16 protein-coding genes are annotated in these 15,555 nt (G+C 72.5%); 10 read left to right on the top strand and 6 right to left on the bottom strand.

The window, feature by feature from the left end; all coding sequences use genetic code 11:
- Positions 1 to 3: 3 nt before the first annotated feature.
- Entirely contained in the window at positions 4 to 1,050 is a 1,047-nt protein-coding gene (locus tag BN159_RS27400; protein ID WP_015660257.1) for a LacI family DNA-binding transcriptional regulator, read from the top strand.
- A gap of 7 nt (positions 1,051 to 1,057) precedes the next feature.
- Here the strand turns inward: BN159_RS27400 and BN159_RS27395 are convergent, their stop codons facing one another.
- A complete protein-coding gene (locus BN159_RS27395; protein WP_015660256.1) occupies positions 1,058 to 1,642 on the bottom strand; it encodes a DinB family protein in 585 nt (194 codons plus the stop codon).
- Positions 1,643 to 1,743: 101 nt separating this feature from the next.
- Between BN159_RS27395 and BN159_RS42950 the strand changes: the two genes are divergently transcribed.
- Positions 1,744 to 2,493 carry a sporulation protein gene (locus tag BN159_RS42950; protein ID WP_015660255.1) on the top strand — a complete coding sequence of 250 codons (750 nt, stop codon included), beginning with the start codon at positions 1,744 to 1,746 and terminating at the stop codon, positions 2,491 to 2,493.
- Positions 2,494 to 2,584: 91 nt separating this feature from the next.
- Positions 2,585 to 3,175, top strand: coding sequence for a dihydrofolate reductase family protein (locus BN159_RS27385; RefSeq protein ID WP_015660254.1), 591 nt, complete (start codon positions 2,585 to 2,587; stop codon positions 3,173 to 3,175).
- Positions 3,176 to 3,202: 27 nt separating this feature from the next.
- Here the strand turns inward: BN159_RS27385 and BN159_RS27380 are convergent, their stop codons facing one another.
- Complete coding sequence (locus BN159_RS27380; protein WP_015660253.1) at positions 3,203 to 3,802, bottom strand: hypothetical protein; 600 nt, start codon at positions 3,800 to 3,802, stop codon at positions 3,203 to 3,205.
- Positions 3,803 to 3,887: 85 nt separating this feature from the next.
- On the opposite strand from BN159_RS27380, the gene BN159_RS27375 reads away from it, so the two are divergent.
- The 3 genes from BN159_RS27375 (at position 3,888) to BN159_RS27365 (ending at position 7,014) form a co-directional block, all read left to right on the top strand.
- Positions 3,888 to 4,820 carry a bifunctional helix-turn-helix transcriptional regulator/GNAT family N-acetyltransferase gene (locus BN159_RS27375; protein ID WP_015660252.1) on the top strand — a complete coding sequence of 311 codons (933 nt, stop codon included), beginning with the start codon at positions 3,888 to 3,890 and terminating at the stop codon, positions 4,818 to 4,820.
- Between the two features lie 72 nt (positions 4,821 to 4,892).
- Positions 4,893 to 5,693 carry a sugar phosphate isomerase/epimerase family protein gene (locus BN159_RS27370; RefSeq protein ID WP_015660251.1) on the top strand — a complete coding sequence of 267 codons (801 nt, stop codon included), beginning with the start codon at positions 4,893 to 4,895 and terminating at the stop codon, positions 5,691 to 5,693.
- Positions 5,694 to 5,784: 91 nt separating this feature from the next.
- On the top strand, positions 5,785 to 7,014 hold the full coding sequence (locus tag BN159_RS27365; protein WP_015660250.1) for an MFS transporter: 1,230 nt from the start codon (positions 5,785 to 5,787) through the stop codon (positions 7,012 to 7,014).
- Here the strand turns inward: BN159_RS27365 and BN159_RS27360 are convergent.
- Positions 7,001 to 7,561 (bottom strand): RBBP9/YdeN family alpha/beta hydrolase, encoded by a 561-nt coding sequence (locus BN159_RS27360; protein ID WP_015660249.1) that lies wholly within the window; start codon positions 7,559 to 7,561, stop codon positions 7,001 to 7,003. The two genes, BN159_RS27365 and BN159_RS27360, sit on opposite strands and share 14 nt — an antisense overlap.
- 51 nt (positions 7,562 to 7,612) lie before the next feature.
- Between BN159_RS27360 and BN159_RS27355 the strand changes: the two genes are divergently transcribed.
- Positions 7,613 to 8,584: a LysR family transcriptional regulator gene (locus tag BN159_RS27355; protein ID WP_051113549.1), complete on the top strand. Its 972-nt coding sequence runs from the start codon at positions 7,613 to 7,615 to the stop codon at positions 8,582 to 8,584.
- On the opposite strand, the gene BN159_RS27350 is transcribed toward BN159_RS27355, so the two are convergent.
- From BN159_RS27350 to BN159_RS27340, 3 genes are all read right to left on the bottom strand, one after another.
- Entirely contained in the window at positions 8,520 to 9,140 is a 621-nt protein-coding gene (locus BN159_RS27350; RefSeq protein WP_015660247.1) for a GNAT family N-acetyltransferase, read from the bottom strand. The genes BN159_RS27355 and BN159_RS27350 overlap by 65 nt on opposite strands.
- Before the next feature lie 10 nt (positions 9,141 to 9,150).
- The gene (gene aroA / locus BN159_RS27345; RefSeq protein ID WP_015660246.1) at positions 9,151 to 10,383 is read right to left on the bottom strand and encodes a 3-phosphoshikimate 1-carboxyvinyltransferase; all 1,233 of its coding nucleotides are present in this window, start codon (positions 10,381 to 10,383) and stop codon (positions 9,151 to 9,153) included.
- A 65-nt stretch (positions 10,384 to 10,448) separates the two neighbouring features.
- A complete protein-coding gene (locus BN159_RS27340; protein WP_015660245.1) occupies positions 10,449 to 11,786 on the bottom strand; it encodes an aminotransferase-like domain-containing protein in 1,338 nt (445 codons plus the stop codon).
- Positions 11,787 to 11,939: 153 nt separating this feature from the next.
- Between BN159_RS27340 and BN159_RS27335 the strand changes: the two genes are divergently transcribed.
- The 3 genes from BN159_RS27335 to BN159_RS27325 all read left to right on the top strand — a co-directional run bounded on the left by BN159_RS27335 (position 11,940) and on the right by BN159_RS27325 (position 15,501).
- Positions 11,940 to 12,587 carry a LysE family translocator gene (locus BN159_RS27335; RefSeq protein ID WP_015660244.1) on the top strand — a complete coding sequence of 216 codons (648 nt, stop codon included), beginning with the start codon at positions 11,940 to 11,942 and terminating at the stop codon, positions 12,585 to 12,587.
- Positions 12,588 to 12,966: 379 nt separating this feature from the next.
- The gene (locus BN159_RS27330) at positions 12,967 to 14,757 is read left to right on the top strand and encodes a glycoside hydrolase family 3 protein (RefSeq protein WP_015660243.1); all 1,791 of its coding nucleotides are present in this window, start codon (positions 12,967 to 12,969) and stop codon (positions 14,755 to 14,757) included.
- 117 nt (positions 14,758 to 14,874) lie between these two features.
- On the top strand, positions 14,875 to 15,501 hold the full coding sequence (locus BN159_RS27325) for a hypothetical protein (RefSeq protein WP_041819922.1): 627 nt from the start codon (positions 14,875 to 14,877) through the stop codon (positions 15,499 to 15,501).
- The last annotated feature ends 54 nt before the right edge of the window (positions 15,502 to 15,555 follow it).

Below are 15,555 nucleotides of genomic sequence, written 5' to 3'. Positions count from 1 at the left end.
GAGATGACGGTGACCCTGGCGGACGTGGCGGCCCGCGCGCAGGTCTCGCCCGCGACGGTGTCGCGCGTACTGAACGGGAACTATCCCGTGGCCGCGTCCACCCGTGAGCGGGTGCTGCGCGCCGTGGACGAGCTGGACTACGTGCTGAACGGGCCGGCCAGCGCGCTGGCCGCCGCCACGTCCGACCTGGTCGGCATCCTCGTCAACGACATCGCCGACCCCTTCTTCGGGATCATGGCGAGCGCGATCCAGGCGGAGATCGGCGGCCCGGGCGGGCGCGCGGGCGGTGAGCGTCTCGCGGTCGTCTGCAACACGGGCGGCTCCCCCGAACGCGAGCTGACCTATCTGACCTTGCTCCAGCGGCAGCGGGCGGCGGCCGTGGTGCTGACCGGCGGGGCCGTGGAGAACGCCCCTCACGCGGCGGCCGTGGCGACGAAGCTGCGGAAGCTGGCGGAGGCGGGGACCCGGGTGGTGCTGTGCGGGCGCCCGCCGGCGCCGGACACCGGGGCCATCGCGCTGACCTTCGAGAACCGCGGCGGCGGCAAGGAGCTCACCGAGCACCTGATCGGCCTCGGCCATCGGCGGCTCGGCTACATCGCGGGCCCCGAGGAGCGCACCACGACCCGGCACCGGCTCGAAGGACACCGGGCCGCGCTGGCGGCGCACGGCATTGAGGAGGACCCCCGCTGGACGGTCCACGGCCGCTACGACCGCCGCTCCGGTTACGAGGCCACGCTGGAACTCCTGCGCCGGGACCCGACCCTGACCGCGGTGGTCGCCGCGAACGACTCCGTCGCCCTGGGCGCGTGCGCCGCGCTGCGGGAGTCCGGGCTGCGAATCCCGGAGGACGTCTCGGTCGCCGGGTTCGACGATCTGCCGTTCAGCATCGACGCCGTGCCGTCCCTGACGACGGTGCGGCTGCCGCTGTCGGAGGCTGGGGCGCGGGCGGGCCGCATCGCGATGGGCCGCGAGGAGGCGCCTCCCGGGGGGATCGCGACGATTCGGGGGGAGCTGATGGTGCGGGGGTCTTCAGGGGTGCCGCGGGGGTAGCAGCGGGTCATGAACTGACGTCCCTGGCCGCCCGCTCCACCCGCTCCCAGTGCTCCGTCCACCAACCCTCCTCCCCCGGCGCCATGTTCGTGCCGTCGCGTCGCTGTCCCGTGGCGCCGTCGATCAGCTCGCGGACGATGTCGGCGTGGCCGACGTGGCGGTGGGTCTCGCCGATCATGTGGGTGAGGACGCGGTGGAGGGTGAGGGTCTTGCCGCCGGAGCCGGGGAGTTCGCCGAGGGTGTCGAGCGGGAGCGCCTCGATGGTCGCGTCGGCGTGGGCGCAGACCCTGCGGTAGTCGGTGACGATCCGCTCGCGGGACTCGTCCGGTGTGGCCCATAGGTCCGCGTTCGGCTCGGCCTCACCCATGATCCACAACGGGGGTGCGGGGCAGGGGCGTTGGAAGACCGTGCCGAAGTAGAGGGCCTCGGCGCCGGTCAGGTGCTTGACCAGGCCGAGCAGGTTGGTCGCTGTCGGGGTGAGGGGCCTGCGGGCGTCGTACTCCGACAGGTCGTCGAGCTTCCAGAGCAGGGCCTCCCGGGCGTCCTGGAGGGTCTGGCGGAGGTCGTTCTTGAAGGCCTCGTCGATCGTCATACGAGTAGTGGATCAATAGACCGTGATGATCTCTACCGAATGGCCGGTTCCGCACCATAAGGTGCGCACGGCAGAGATCATTTAGGGGAGGGGTTGCCGTCATGGCGTTCCGTACGTTTCTCAGTGCGCTCGGGATCAACGCACCGCAGGTGGAGACGGTGCTGGACCGGGTCGAGGTGCGGCCGGGCGAGGAGCTGACCGCGACCGTCACGCTGCGCGGGGGTGGCGCTGATGTGCTGGTCGAGCGGCTGAAGCTGGATGTCGTCGGGCGGTTCGAGGACAACGAGGCCAGTGAGACCGGGTGGGACAACCCGGGGATCATCCTGTCCTGGACCGAGGAGGGACCGTTCGCGCTCGCCGCGGGCAAGGAGCTGGTCAAGGACGTCGTGTTCCAGCTGCCCTGGGAGATGCCGCTGACCCATATGCTCGGCGGGCGGCGGCTCAAGGGCGCCCGGGTGGCCGTGCGAACGGAACTGGCCATCGACAACTCCGTGGACCGCGGCGACTTCGACGAGTTCTCCGTGCACGCCCTCGCGCCGCAGGACGTCGTCCTCCAGGCCTTCGCCGACCTCGGGTTCCGCTTCGACGAGGCCGAGATGAAGCGCGGCACGCCCGGCTCGTCGGTCGCCTCGCAGGTGAACTTCTGGCAGGAGATCGAGATGTGGTTCCCCGCCGAGTACGGCTCGGCCATCGGCCAGGTCGAGATCGCCTTCAACGCCCGCGAGGACTCCATGGACCTGCTGACCGGCGGCAACGGCCGGCTCACCTTCTCCTACGACGACCTCGCCCCGGAGCGCGTCAGGACGGTGCTGGACGGCCACTACCGGGAGCGGTTCCTGCCGAATTCCTGAATCCGGCCTCGTCGTAGCGATGAGTTCCGGGGTTCGCCCTGGTCTCATTGCCGACACGACAACGCAGACAGCAGACACGGGAGCGGCCACCATGCGCATCGTCATCACCGAGTTCATCAGCCTCGACGGCGTCGTCCAGGCGCCCGGCGGTCCCGAGGAGGACACCGACGGCGGTTTCGCGCACGGCGGCTGGTCGCACCCGTACTTCGACCCGGAGGTCCTCGGCGGCGCCTTCGACGCGGGGCTCTCGAACGCCGAGGCGCTGCTCTTCGGGCGCCGCACCTGGCAGACCATGGCCGGGGCGTGGCCGGACCGGGCCGGGGACCCCTTCGCGGACCGGATGAACTCCCTGAAGAAGTACGTCGTCTCCGGCACCCTGTCGGACGCCGATCCGACCTGGAACAACACCGAGTTGATCCCGGCCGACGGCGCGGTCGACCGAATCCGGGAGCTGCGCGCGACCGAGGGCGGCGACCTGGCGATGATGGGCAGCCCCACGCTGGTGCGCACGCTCATCGCGGAGGGCCTGGTCGACGAGCTCCAGCTCATCGTGATGCCGGTGCTCCTCGGCGGCGGCAAGTCGATCTTCCCCACGGACGGCGGCAAGCGTCCGCTGGAGCTGGTCTCCACGACCACGGCCAAGACGGGCGCGCAGGTGTGCGTGTTCCGGCCGGTGGACTAGGAGTTCGGGCCTAAGGCCGGCCCGCGGTCAGCCGAACCAGACCACCAGGCGGACGTTGTCGTCGCCGTACTCGGCCGCCAGTTCGCGCATCTTCGTCCACACCGGGCCCCAACTGCCGTCCGGTGGGGCGAACATGCGCGGCGTGATGACCACCGGTCGGTAGACGGCCCCGTCGAACGGGACCGCGCCGCCCGGTGGCCACTCCGGCGGCATCAGGTCCTCGCCGAAGAGTTCCTCCGCCGCGTCGAGGATCTCCAACGAAGCCCAGACCACACCGTCCAGGGCGAGTTCACCGTCCAGCCCCGGCCGCCACTCACCGACGTAGCCGTAGGCCGGTGTGTCGCACACCGGGGCGTCCCAGTCGACGGCCGCGATCTCGGCCCAGGTGGCGTACGAGTGGCTGTGCTGCCAGTCCCCTGCGCACGAGGCGATCTCCTCGGAGATGTCGTCCGGGAGCCCCCGTGCGTCGAACAGCGGCCGGTCCACGCACAGGCCCGAGCCGAAGCCGAAGAGGCAGTCCCAGGTGTAGCGCTCCCGCCCGAGCCCGAAGTCCAGCAGATCGACCTCGGTCTCCCAGACGTCGCCCGGCTCACGTGTCTCGATCACCCCGTCGATGTCCGCCCCCATGGGCGCGATCCTAGCCAGGCCGCCGGAGTGGTCGTACGATATCTCTGACTCAGTCAGACATCAGCCAGCCAGGGAGCGGGCCGACATGACAGTCCAGGACATCCGCGCCTTCAACCGCTTCTACACGAACGTCATCGGCGCCCTCGACTACAGCCGCCATCTGTACGCCCCGTACACCCTCACCGAGTCCCGGGTGCTCTACGAGCTGGCGCACTCCCCGCGCACCGACGCGGCCGATCTGCGCGGCGAGCTGTCGCTCGACTCGGGGTATCTGAGCCGGATCCTGACCAAGTTCGAGCAGGACGGGCTGGTCGAGCGGACGCCGTCCGAGCAGGATCCGCGGCGGCGCCGGATCACCCTGACCGCACGCGGCCGGGAGACCGCCACGCTGCTGGCCGAGCGGGCGAACGAGTCAGTCGGCAATCTGCTGTCGGCCGTACCGCCCGCCGACCGGCCCCGGCTGGCGGAGGCGATGCGGACCGTCCGCGAGATCCTCTCCGACGGCCGGCCCCCGCGCCGCGAGGACGTGCTGCTGCGCGAACCGGGCCCCGGGGACCTCGGCTGGATCGTGCAGCGCAACGCCTCTCTGTACGCGGCCGAGTTCGGCTGGAACACCGACTACGAGGGTCTTGTCGCGCGGATCGTCGCCGACTTCGCCGAGGACCACGACCCGCATCTGGAGCGGGTGTGGATCGCCGAGCTGGACGGACGCCCGGTCGGCTGTGTGATGTGCGTACGGGACGAGGCGCCCGCCACCGCCCGGCTCCGGCTGCTCCTGGTAGACCCGGACGCGCGCGGCCTCGGCATCGGCGACCGGCTGATCAGCGCCGTGGTGGACTTCGCCCGCGGGGTCGGCTACCGCGACCTGGTCCTGTGGACCAACGACGTCCTGGCCGCCGCCCGCCGCCTCTACCAGCGCCACGGCTTCGTCCTGACCGCCGAGAAACCCCACCGCTCCTTCGGCAAGGACCTGAACGGCCAGGACTGGCGGCTGGATCTGACGGGCGCGCCCGAGTGAGCGCCTGCGGCACCTCGCGGCGGGGTCAGCGCCCCCGAGTGAGACACGCCACAGACGCGTAGAGTCGCGACCATGAAGCTGGCGTTCTCCACTCTCGGTGTCCCCGGTCTTCCCCTCGCCGATGTGCTGCGGCTCGCGTCCGCCCACGGCTATCACGGCGTCGAGCTGCGCGCCCACCCCGAGGAGCCGGTGCATCCGGGGCTCGGCGGGGCCGAACGGGCCGCGGCCGCCGCCGAGTTCAAGGCGGCCGGGATCGAGGTCGTCGGCGTCGCGGGCTACCCGCGGGTGTGTGCCCCGGGCCCCGACGAAGCCGTCGTCGCGGAGATCCGCGCCCTGCTCGACCTCGCCCGCGATCTCGGCGCCGGTTTCGTCCGCGTCTTCCCCGGCGCCGAGGACGCCCAGAGCACCGAGGACGCCGACGCCACCGCCGCCCGCAGGCTCGGCACCGCCGCCGAGTACGCCGCCGACGTCGGCGTACGGATCCTGCTGGAGACGCATGACTCGCACCGCACCGGAGCCGCCGCGATCCGGGTACTGGGCCTGGTCGGGCACCGGCACGTGGGCTCGCTGTGGGACGTGATGCACACCTGGCTGGGCGGCGAGCAGCCCTCGGAGTCGTACGCGGCCCTCTCCCCCTACCTCGGCTATGTCCAGGTCAAGGACATCGCCTCGGCCGCCGACACCACCCCGCTGCCGCTGGGCGCCGGGGTGCTGCCGCTCTCCGAGTGCGTGGAGGTACTCTCCCGGCACGGCTGGGACGGCTGGCTGTGCTGGGAGTACGAGAAGCGCTGGTACGAGTCCGCGGCACCGCTGCCGGATCTGCTGGGCGCCGGGCACGACCATCTGGCGCGGCTGCTCAACGAGTCGGCATAGACCCCGGGTAATTCGTTGGCCATCGGAGCCTGGCTCCGGTTAGCGTCCCCGTCATGATCCCGCCCGCGCCGCCGCGCTTCGCCATGCCCTCATGAGCCTCGCCCGTGTCCTCGTCGACGTACGGCCCCTGCGCACCTCCCCCGTCTTCCGGCGGCTGCTGATCGGACGTACCGCCTCCATCCTGGGCAGCTTCATGACCGTGGTGACGGTCATGTTCCAGGTGTGGGACATGACGCACAGTGCGGTCTGGAGCGGTGCGGTGGGGCTCGCGCAGGCGGTGCCGCTGGTGGTGGTCGGGCTGTTCGCCGGGTCGTGGGTGGACCGGGGGGACCGGCGGCGGATCTTCCTCGTGGCGACGATCGGCCAGGCGGTCTGCTCCCTGCTGCTGGCGGTGCAGGGCTTCACCGGGAACGTCCCGGTGATCGGGATCCTCGCCCTGGTCGCCGCGGGCTCCTCCTTCAGCGCGGTCGGTGGTCCGGCGGCGGGCGTGTTCGTGCCGCGGCTGCTGCCCAAGGACCAGGTGGCCGCGGGCCTCGCGCTCAACCAGGTCACCGCCCAGTCGATGATGCTGATCGGCCCGGCGCTCGGCGGCCTGTTCCTCGGCTGGTTCGGCATCGGCGTCTGCTACCTGATCGACGCCCTCAGCTTCGGCCTGGCCTTCTACGGCGCCTTCGGCCTGCCCGCGCTGCCGCCGGAGGGCGAGCCGTCGCGCCCCGGACTGCACGGCGTGCTGGACGGACTGCGCTTCCTGGGCGGGCACCGGGTGGTGCGCGGGGCGCTGATCACCGACCTCGCGGCGACCGTGCTGGCGATGCCGATGAGCCTGTTCCCGCTGGTCAACGAGGAGCGCTTCGGCGGCAATCCGCGCACCCTCGGCCTGTTCCTGTCCGCCTTCGCGCTCGGCGGGGTCACCGCCACCGCCTTCTCCGGACGGCTGACCCGGCTGGCCCGCCCCGGCGCGGTCATGCTGTGCGGGGCCGGGATCTGGGGTGTGGCAGTCACCCTGTTCGGGCTGACCACCAGCGCCTGGGCGGGACTTGGGTTGCTGGTGGTGGCGGGCGCGGCGGACTCCGTCTCGGTGCTGTCCCGTACGACGATCGTCCAGACCCGCACCCCGGACGCCCTGCTGGGCCGGGTGACCGCGGCCGAGCTGATCGTCGGCCAGGCCGGACCGCATCTGGGCAATGTGCGCGGCGGTGTGGTGGCCGGCTGGACCTCCGGAGCGACCGCCCTGGTCACGGGCGGCCTGCTGTGCGTCCTGGCGGTGGCCTACGTCGCCTCCAGCACTCCGGAGCTGCGGAACGGCACTACGCCGGAGTGAGCCGCTGATTGGGGTCCAGGCACCAGTCCAGCACCGCGGGCCAGGGGCCGTAACCGGCGTCCAGGTCCAGGTGGGCGGCGCCGGGGAGGATGTCGCAGGGGATGCCGAGCGGCTCGGCGAACAGGGTGCGGGCGCCCTCCGGGCAGTACGGGTCGTCCTCGCCCGCGACCAGGCGGGTCGGCCCCGGCAGCGTGAAGTCCGAGGCGGGCGGGGCGAAGGCGGCGACCTCGGGGTGACGGCTCAGCACGGACCCGGAAGGCGGGGCGACCAGCAGGACCCGGTCCACGTCCCCGAGTCCGGGCAGCGCGCGGGCGGCCGCGTGCAGCCACAGCACGGCGGAGAGGCTGTGGGCGAGGACGACCTGCTGTCCGGGCAGATGCCGGGCCAACTCCCCCAGCCAGACGTCAAGTTCGGGATCGTCGGCGTCGGGGAGTTGCGGGTAGGTCACCTGATGGCCGAGCCCGGTGAGCCGGTCGGCGAGCCAGTGCTGCCAGTGGCCTTCGGGGCGGTGGTTCTGCCAGCCGTGGAGGATGAGGTACGAGGTCATGGCGCCGATGGTTTCCGATCAGGGACCGCCTGGTCCAGTTAATCTTTCGCGATGGAACCAGTAAGCGAGACCTTCATGGTCGATCTGCGCCGCCTGGCCGTCCTGCGGGAGCTGCGCCGCCGCGGCAGCCTGGCCCGTACCGCCGAGGCCCTGCATCTGACCCCGTCGGCGGTCTCCCAGCAGCTCGCCGCGCTCTCCCGGGAGCTGGGCGTCCCGCTGACCGAGCGGGAGGGGCGGGGCGTACGGCTCACCGCGCAGGCCCGGGTCCTGCTCGGGCACGCGGATCTGATCGCGGCCCAACTGGAGCGCGCCCGCGCCGACCTGGCCGCGTACGGGGAGGGCGGGCGGGCGCGGGTGACGATCGGCTGCTTCTCCAGTGGCGTCCTCGGGCTCCTGCCCGGGGCGCTGCGCGCACTGTCCGAGCGGTTGCCCCGGCTCCGCGTGGACGTCGTGGAGGCCGAACCCCCGGATCTGTTCACCGCGTTGGACGCGGGTCGGGTCGACGTGGCGGTGGCCGTGGACTTCGCGGCGACGCCCCCGCACACCGACGGCCGCTATCACCGCGTCGACCTGCTCACCGACGTCCTGGACCTCGCCGTACCGGCGGACCACCGACTGGTGGGCGAACGGCGGGTCGCGCTGCGGGAGTTGGCCGCCGAGCCCTGGATCGTCGGGGATGCGCGCAGTTGTTGCGGCGCGGTGGCCCGCTCGGTGTGCGCGGCGGCCGGTTTCACCCCCGACATCCGGCACGCGGTGAACGACTGGGCGGCGCTCGCGGCCCTGGTCGAGGCGGGCCGGGGCGTCGCCCTGATCCCCCGCCTGGTCCGCCCGCTGTACGCGCACCGCGCCATCGCCCTGCTGCCCACCGAGGGCGAGCCGCCGTCCCGGAACGTCTTCGCGGCCGTCCGGGCGGGCTCGGAGAACGACCCGGTGCTGGCCGCCGTACGGGAGGAGTTGCTCAGTGCGTCCCGGACAGCCGCTTCTCCAACCGGGCCCGGCACTCCGGCCACTCCTCGGCCGTGATCGAGTAGATCGCGGAGTCGCGCAGCAGGCCGTCCTCGCCCGGGGCCCAGGAGCGGGACCAGTTGCGCAGGACGCCCTCGAAGCGGGCGCCCGTGCGCTCGATGGCGGCGCGGGAACGGCTGTTGCGGGCGTCGGTCTTGAGGTCGACCCGGGACACGTCCCACTCCTCGAAGGCGTGCCGGAACAGCAGGAACTTGGCCTCGGTGTTCACGCCCGTGCCCTGCGCGGAGGCGGCGAGCCAGGTGAAGCCGACCTCGATGGCGTCCAGCCGGTCCTCGGTGCGCCAGGAGCGCGGTTCCCAGTAGGAGGTGGTGCCGACCACGCGTCCGGTCGCCGACGAGATCTGCGCGTACGGCGCGAGGCTGCCGGCCGCGGCGCGGGCGAGCTGGGCGTCGACGTAGCCCTCCACCTCGGCGGCCGTGGGCACCCAGGTGAACGCGTAGGAGTCGCGGTTCTCCTCGGCCGCGAGGGCCAGCCCGGCGGCATGCCGCCGCTCCAGTGGTTCCAGGCGCACCAGCGCGCCCTCCAGTACCGGCCCCGTCAGCCTGAAGCTCACCCGTCGTCCCTCACAACCGCGCGCGCAGCGCCCCGAACTCCTCGTGGAAACCGGGGAAAGTCTTGCGGACGCAGCCGGGGTCGTCGAACGAAATACCGGGCACGCGGAGGCCGGTGACGGCGAAGGACATGACGATGCGGTGGTCGCCGTAGGTCTTGATCTCCGCGCCTGTGGGGGTGGCGCCGGGGTGGATCTCGATCCAGTCGGGGCCCGTCTCCACCCGCACGCCGAGCCGCCGCAGGTTCTCCGCGCAGGCCTCCAGGCGGTCGCACTCCTTCACCCGGGTGTTGGCGACGTCCTCGATGCGCACCGGCCCCGAGGCGAAGGGGGCGATGGCGGCGAGGGTGGGCATGGTGTCGGAGATGTCCCGCATGTTGACGGTGAGGCCGCGCAGTTCGCCGGTGCCGCGGACCGTGGTGCGGTCCGCGCCGATCTCCACCTCGGCGCCCATCCGGCGCAGTACGTCGACGAAGCCCAGGTCGCCCTGGAGCGCGCCCTCACCGAGACCCGGCACGGTCACCTCGCCACCGGAGAGGGCCGCGGCGGCGAAGAAGTAGCTGGAGGTGGAGGCGTCGGGTTCGATGGCGTAGGTGGTGGCGCGGTAGCCGCCCGGCGGGACGACGAAGTCATGGCCTTCCCTGGTCACCTCCACCCCGAACGCCCGCATCATCGCGAGGGTGATCTCGATGTACGGCACCGAGACCAGGTCGGTGACATGGATGCGCAGGCCCTTCTCGGTGAGCGGGCCGAGCAGCAGCAGGGCGGTCAGGTACTGCGAGGACTGTCCGGCGTCCAGCGTCACCTCGCCGCCCGCGACCCCGGCCGCCCGCACGGTCAGCGGGTGGTGGCCGTCCCGCTCCTCGTGCCGCAGGTCCACGCCCAGCTCGCGCAGGGCCCGGGTGAGCGGCAGCAGCGGGCGGCGGCGCATCTGCTCGGAGGCGTCGAAGCGGTAGGTGCCGTGGCCGGCGGCGGCCAGCGTCGGCAGGAAGCGGGCGGTCGTCGCGCCGTCCCGGCAGTAGACGTCCGCCTCGGCGACCGCGGGGCCCTGCGGGCGGCCGTCCACCTGCCAGCTGTCCGGGGTCCTCCCGACGCGGTACCCGAGCCGGGCCAGCCCCTCGGCGAAGCCCTCGGTGTCGTCCGACCGCAGCGGCCGAACGAGGGTGGTGACTCCGTCGGCCGCCGCCGCCAGGAAGAGGGCGCGCGCGGTGATGGACTTGGAACCGGGGATGTCGGCAACTGGCATGGCCCCAATGATCGCCCGACGCGGGGCCACCGCGCCGGAAAGTCCACGAGATGGACCCCGGATCGTCAGTCCGTCGCCACGTCCTCCGGAGCCGAGCGGGCCAGCCTGGCGAGGGTTGCCAGGGCCGTGGAGAGAGTGTCCGTGCGTGGGGTGGCGAGGCCCAGGCGGATCGCGTTCGGGGCGTGCGCGTCGCCCACGGTGAACGCGGCGGCGGGCGGGACGCCGATGCCGTAGCGGGCGGCCGCGGCGACGAAGGTGTCGGCGCGCCAGGGGCGGGGGAGCCGCCACCAGCAGTGGTAGGAGCGCGGGTCCGTGCGGACGGCGAAGCCGGACAGGCGGCGGGCCGCGATCTCCTGCCGTACGGCCGCGTCCCGCTGCTTGGCCCGCACCAGCCGGCGTACGACGCCCTCGCGCTGCCAGCGGGCGGCGGCCTCCACGTTGAAGTGCTGGGCGGTCCAGCCCCCGGAGCGCAGTGCGGCGGCGATGTCGTCGAGCAGGGGTCCCGGGGCCACGACGAGACCGAGGGAGAGCCCGGGGGCGATGCGCTTGGAGAGGCTGTCGACCAGGACCGTCCGCTCGGGCACCAGCGCGGCCAGCGGGGGCAGTTCGTCGCGCAGGAAGGCCCAGATGGTGTCCTCGATCAGGGGGAGGTCCAGGCGCCTCAGCACCTCGGCCAGCCGGTGCGTTCGGGGCTCGGGCATCGTCAGGGACAGGGGGTTGTGGACGACCGGCTGCGCGTAGACGGCGTGCAGTCCGCCCGCCCGGTGGGCCTCCTCGACGGCTTCCGGAACCAGTCCGTCGTCGTCCATGGCGAGCGGGACCAGGGTGATGCCCAGTCGCCCGGCGATGGCCTTGACCACGGGGTACGTCAGCTCCTCGACGCCGAGCCGGGCGCCGGGCGGCACCAGGGCGGCGAAGACCGCGGAGAGCGCCTGGCGGCCGTTCCCGGCGAACAGCACCCGCGTCGGGTCGGGGCGCCAGCCGCCCCGGGTGAGCAGATCGGCGGCGGCCTCCCGGGCGGCGGGACGACCGGCCGGGCCGATCGGGCGCAGGGCGTCCTGGAGGACGTCGGCGCGCAGCAGGCCCTCCAGTCCCGCGGCGAGCAGCGCGGACTGCTCGGGCACGACCGGGTAGTTGAACTCCAGGTCGATCCGGCTCCCGGCGGGTTCGCCGAGCGCGGGCGCGTCGGTGGGGGCGGCGGCGCGCACGAAGGTGCCGCGGCCCACCTCGCCGACGGTCAGTCCGCGGCGGCCGAGTTCCTGGTAGACGCGGGTGGCGGTGGAGTTGGCGATGCCGTACCGCCGGGCGAAGGCGCGCTGCGGGGGGAGCCGGTCGCCCGGCTTGAGGGCGCCGGACCTGATCTCCGCGGCCACCTCGTCGGCGACGCTCCGGTAGTCCCGCACGACAACGCTCCCCTCGGCTTTCGAACCTCGGCTTGGGTGATCGCCCACCCAACCACAGAATTGCACCGAGAGCAATATCGTCATTGCATCGAGGCATTATCTCTTCCTAGACTCGGTGCATTGCTCGCCGCAGCACAGACGGGGGAAGTCGCCATGGTCGAACCGAGTGGAGTCCTCGGCGTGTTCGTCATCGCCCTCGGCATGGTGCTCACCCCCGGACCGAACATGCTCTACCTCGTCTCCCGCAGCATCACCCAGGGCAGACGCGCCGGGGTGATCTCCCTCGGCGGGGTGGCGGTCGGCTTCCTGGTCTATCTGACGGCCGCGAATCTCGGCCTGTCGGTCATCTTCTACGCCGTCCCCCAGCTGTACGTCGCCGTGAAGCTGGCCGGCGCCTGCTACCTCGGCTGGCTGGCCTGGAGCGCGCTGAAGCCGGGCGGGATCTCGGTGTTCGCGCCGAAGGACGTACCGCCCGACTCGCCGCGCCGGCTGTTCACGATGGGCCTGGTGACCAATCTGCTCAACCCGAAGATCGCCATCATGTACCTGTCCCTGATCCCGCAGTTCATCGATCCGCAGGCGGGCCCTGTCCTGGTCCAGGGGCTGCTGCTGGGCTCGGTGCAGATCGTGGTCGCCGTGACGGTCAACCTCTCCATCGTGCTGGCGGCCGGCACCATCGCCGTGTTCCTGGCCCGCCGCCCCGGCTGGCTGCGGATCCAGCGGTACGTCATGGGCACCGTGCTCGGCGGCCTCGCGGTGTCCCTGGCCGTGGACACATCGGGACCCGCGAAAGCGCATTGACGGCGCCCCAGTCGCCCCGTCCGGCTCCCGCGCACCGACTTGAGGAATTCCACGGGGATTCCACGGGGAGGCGGGAACCCGCCCCCACCCCCGCCCGTCCAACCGGCAGCTGTCGGAGAGTCACCACGGTGCGGTGTCGGCCTCGCTGCTGGCTGCGAACGCTGACCCACCCTCTCCGCCGCGCCGCGGCCGACAGCACCCCGCCATCGGCGCGCCCCCCTCCAACAGCGCCGATGGCGGACCCCCACCTCTCAGGACACAGGCCTGTGCGCTCTCTTGACTGGCAGAAACTTCCCGGATATTGCTGACTCCTCGGAAGTTTCTTTCAGCGGAACCCCTCTGAAGCCTCTTCAGCGGATCATCTCCGGAAGGAGCGCACGTGCCCTCCAGACGCACCGTCCTCGCCGCGACCGCGGGAGCAGCCGCCACCCTCGCGGTGGGCGGGACCGCCTACGCCGACGACAAGAAGCTCCGCTCCCTCATCTCCCGCATGACCCTTGAGGAGAAGGTCGGCCAGCTCTTCGTGATGCGGGTCTACGGCCACTCCGCCACCGCCCCCGACCAGGCCGACGTCGACGCCAACCTCAAGGAGATCGGCGTCCGCACGGCGGCCGAGCTGCTCGCCAAGTACCGCGTGGGCGGCATCATCTACTTCGCCTGGGCGCACAACACCCGTGACCCGCACCAGATCGCGGACCTCTCCAACGGCATCCAGAAGGCGTCCCTGGAGCTTCCGCGCGGGCTGCCGGTGCTCGTCTCCACCGACCAGGAGCACGGCATAGTCGCTCGCGTGGGCGAGCCCGCCACCCTCTTCCCCGGCGCGATGGCCATCGGCGCGAGCGGCTCGCGCACCGACGCCCGCGCCCTCGGCCGGATCGCCGGGAAGGAACTGCGCGCGCTGGGCATCCGGCAGAACTACTCCCCCGTCGCCGATGTGAACGTCAACCCCGCCAACCCGGTCATCGGGGTGCGCTCCTTCGGCTCCGACCCGGGCGCGGTGTCCCGTATGGTCGCCGCCGAGGTCGGGGGCTACCAGCGCTCGTCGGTCGCGGCGACCGCCAAGCACTTCCCCGGGCACGGCGACACGGCCGTGGACAGCCACTACGGCTTCCCGGTCATCACCCACACCCGGGCCCAGTGGGACCAGTTGGACGCGCCCCCCTTCCGGGCGGCGATCGAGGCGGGCATCGACTCGATCATGACCGCGCACATCATGGTCCCGGCGCTCGACGACTCCGGCGACCCGGCCACCCTCTCCCGCCCGATCCTCACCGGCATCCTGCGCGAGGAACTCGGCTACGACGGGGTCGTGGTCACCGACTCCCTCGGCATGGAGGGCGTCCGCACCAAGTACGGGGACGACCGGGTCCCGGTTCTCGCGCTGAAGGCGGGCGTGGACCAGCTGCTCAACCCGCCGAACCTGGACGTCGCCTGGAACGCCGTGGTGAAGGCGGTGCGGGACGGCGAGCTGACCGAGGCGCGGCTGGAGGAGTCGATCCTGCGGGTGCTGCGCCTGAAGGCGAAGCTGGGGCTCTTCAACAGCCCCTACGTCAGCCACCAGGGCGTGGACCGCACGGTCGGCATCCCGGACCATCTGGCGGCGGCCGACCGCATCGCGGGCCGCACGACGACCCTGCTGGTCAACGAGGGCGCACTGCTGCCGCTGGCCGCCACCGATCACCCGAAGCTCCTGGTGGTCGGCGCCGACCCGGCCTCCCCGTCCGGCACCACGGGCCCGCCGACCGGTGTCCTCGCGGGCGCCCTCACCGAACTGGGCTTCACGGCGACCGCGCTGTCCACCGGCACGGCACCCTCGGCGGCGACCATCGCGCGGGCGGTGACGGCGGCGGGGGACGCGGACGCGGTGGTGGTGGGGACGTACAACGTGACGGCGACGAGCAGCCAGAAGACGCTGGTCGCCCAGCTCCTCGCGACCGGGAAACCGGTGGTCGCGGTGGCGATCCGCAACCCCTACGACGCCGCCCACCTGCCCTCCGTGAAGGCCCTGCTGGCCTGCTACTCCTGGACCGACGTCGAACTGCGGGCGGCGGCCCGGGTGATCGCCGGCGCGGTGAACCCGAGTGGACAGCTGCCGGTGCCGGTGCAGCGGGCCGACGATCCGAGCCGGGTGCTCTATCCGGTGGGACACGGGCTGTCGTATCCGACGTAGCGCCGATACGCCACGACCCCGGCGCACGACCCCAAACGGGCCCAAAGCACCCCGTATGTCTGGCGTGCGCCCGCCGCGGCGGGCCACGCTGGACCCGGGGGAAGTGGGGGGAGTGCGATGCGTGGGAGACATGCCGTGGGGGCGGTGCTGCTGGCGGCCGTGCTGGTCACGGGGTGCCAGTCGGGGGGAACCGGGGACGAGGAGGCCCGCCTGGGCGAGAACGCCCCGGCGTCACCGACCCGGAACGGGCCAATCTCGGGGTACGGCACGGTGTTCCTGGCGGTGGACGAGTGCAGTTCCTTCGGGACGACCAGTTTCACCGAGGTGCCGTGCGGCGGGGAACGGGCCGCGGCCCGGGTGGTGGCCCGCTTCGACGGCGCCGTCGGTGACGGCCCGCCCTGTCCCGGCACCACCGACTTCGTGCTGCACATCAGCGAACAGAGCCCCTCGGACGAGGACGGCGACGGCGCGGTCCCCCAGGGCTACGCCTGCATGCGCAACCTCGCCCCGCCGCACCCCGGCGACCCGGGCTCCGGCGGCGGCCCCCGCACGATCGTCGGGGACTGCGTCTACAACTCCGGCGGCCGCCAGGTCCGCGAGACGTCCTGCGACGGCAAGGCGGCGAAGAAACCGCAGTACAAGGTGGTGAAGGCGGTCGCGAAGCGGACCGAGTGCCCGGTGTCGACGGCGCTGTACGTCCAGTTGGGCGGCGAGCGTCCGGTGGGCTGCGCCCGTCCGGTGTGAGCGGATGACGGGCGCCCGGACGGCCCACCCGGCATGCGGCATATGCCAGTGGCC

The organism is Streptomyces davaonensis JCM 4913, from assembly GCF_000349325.1.
In the GTDB taxonomy this organism is placed as follows: domain Bacteria; phylum Actinomycetota; class Actinomycetes; order Streptomycetales; family Streptomycetaceae; genus Streptomyces; species Streptomyces davaonensis.
Note: the sequence above shows the minus strand (reverse complement) of the source record. Positions and strands in the feature narration are given on the sequence as shown.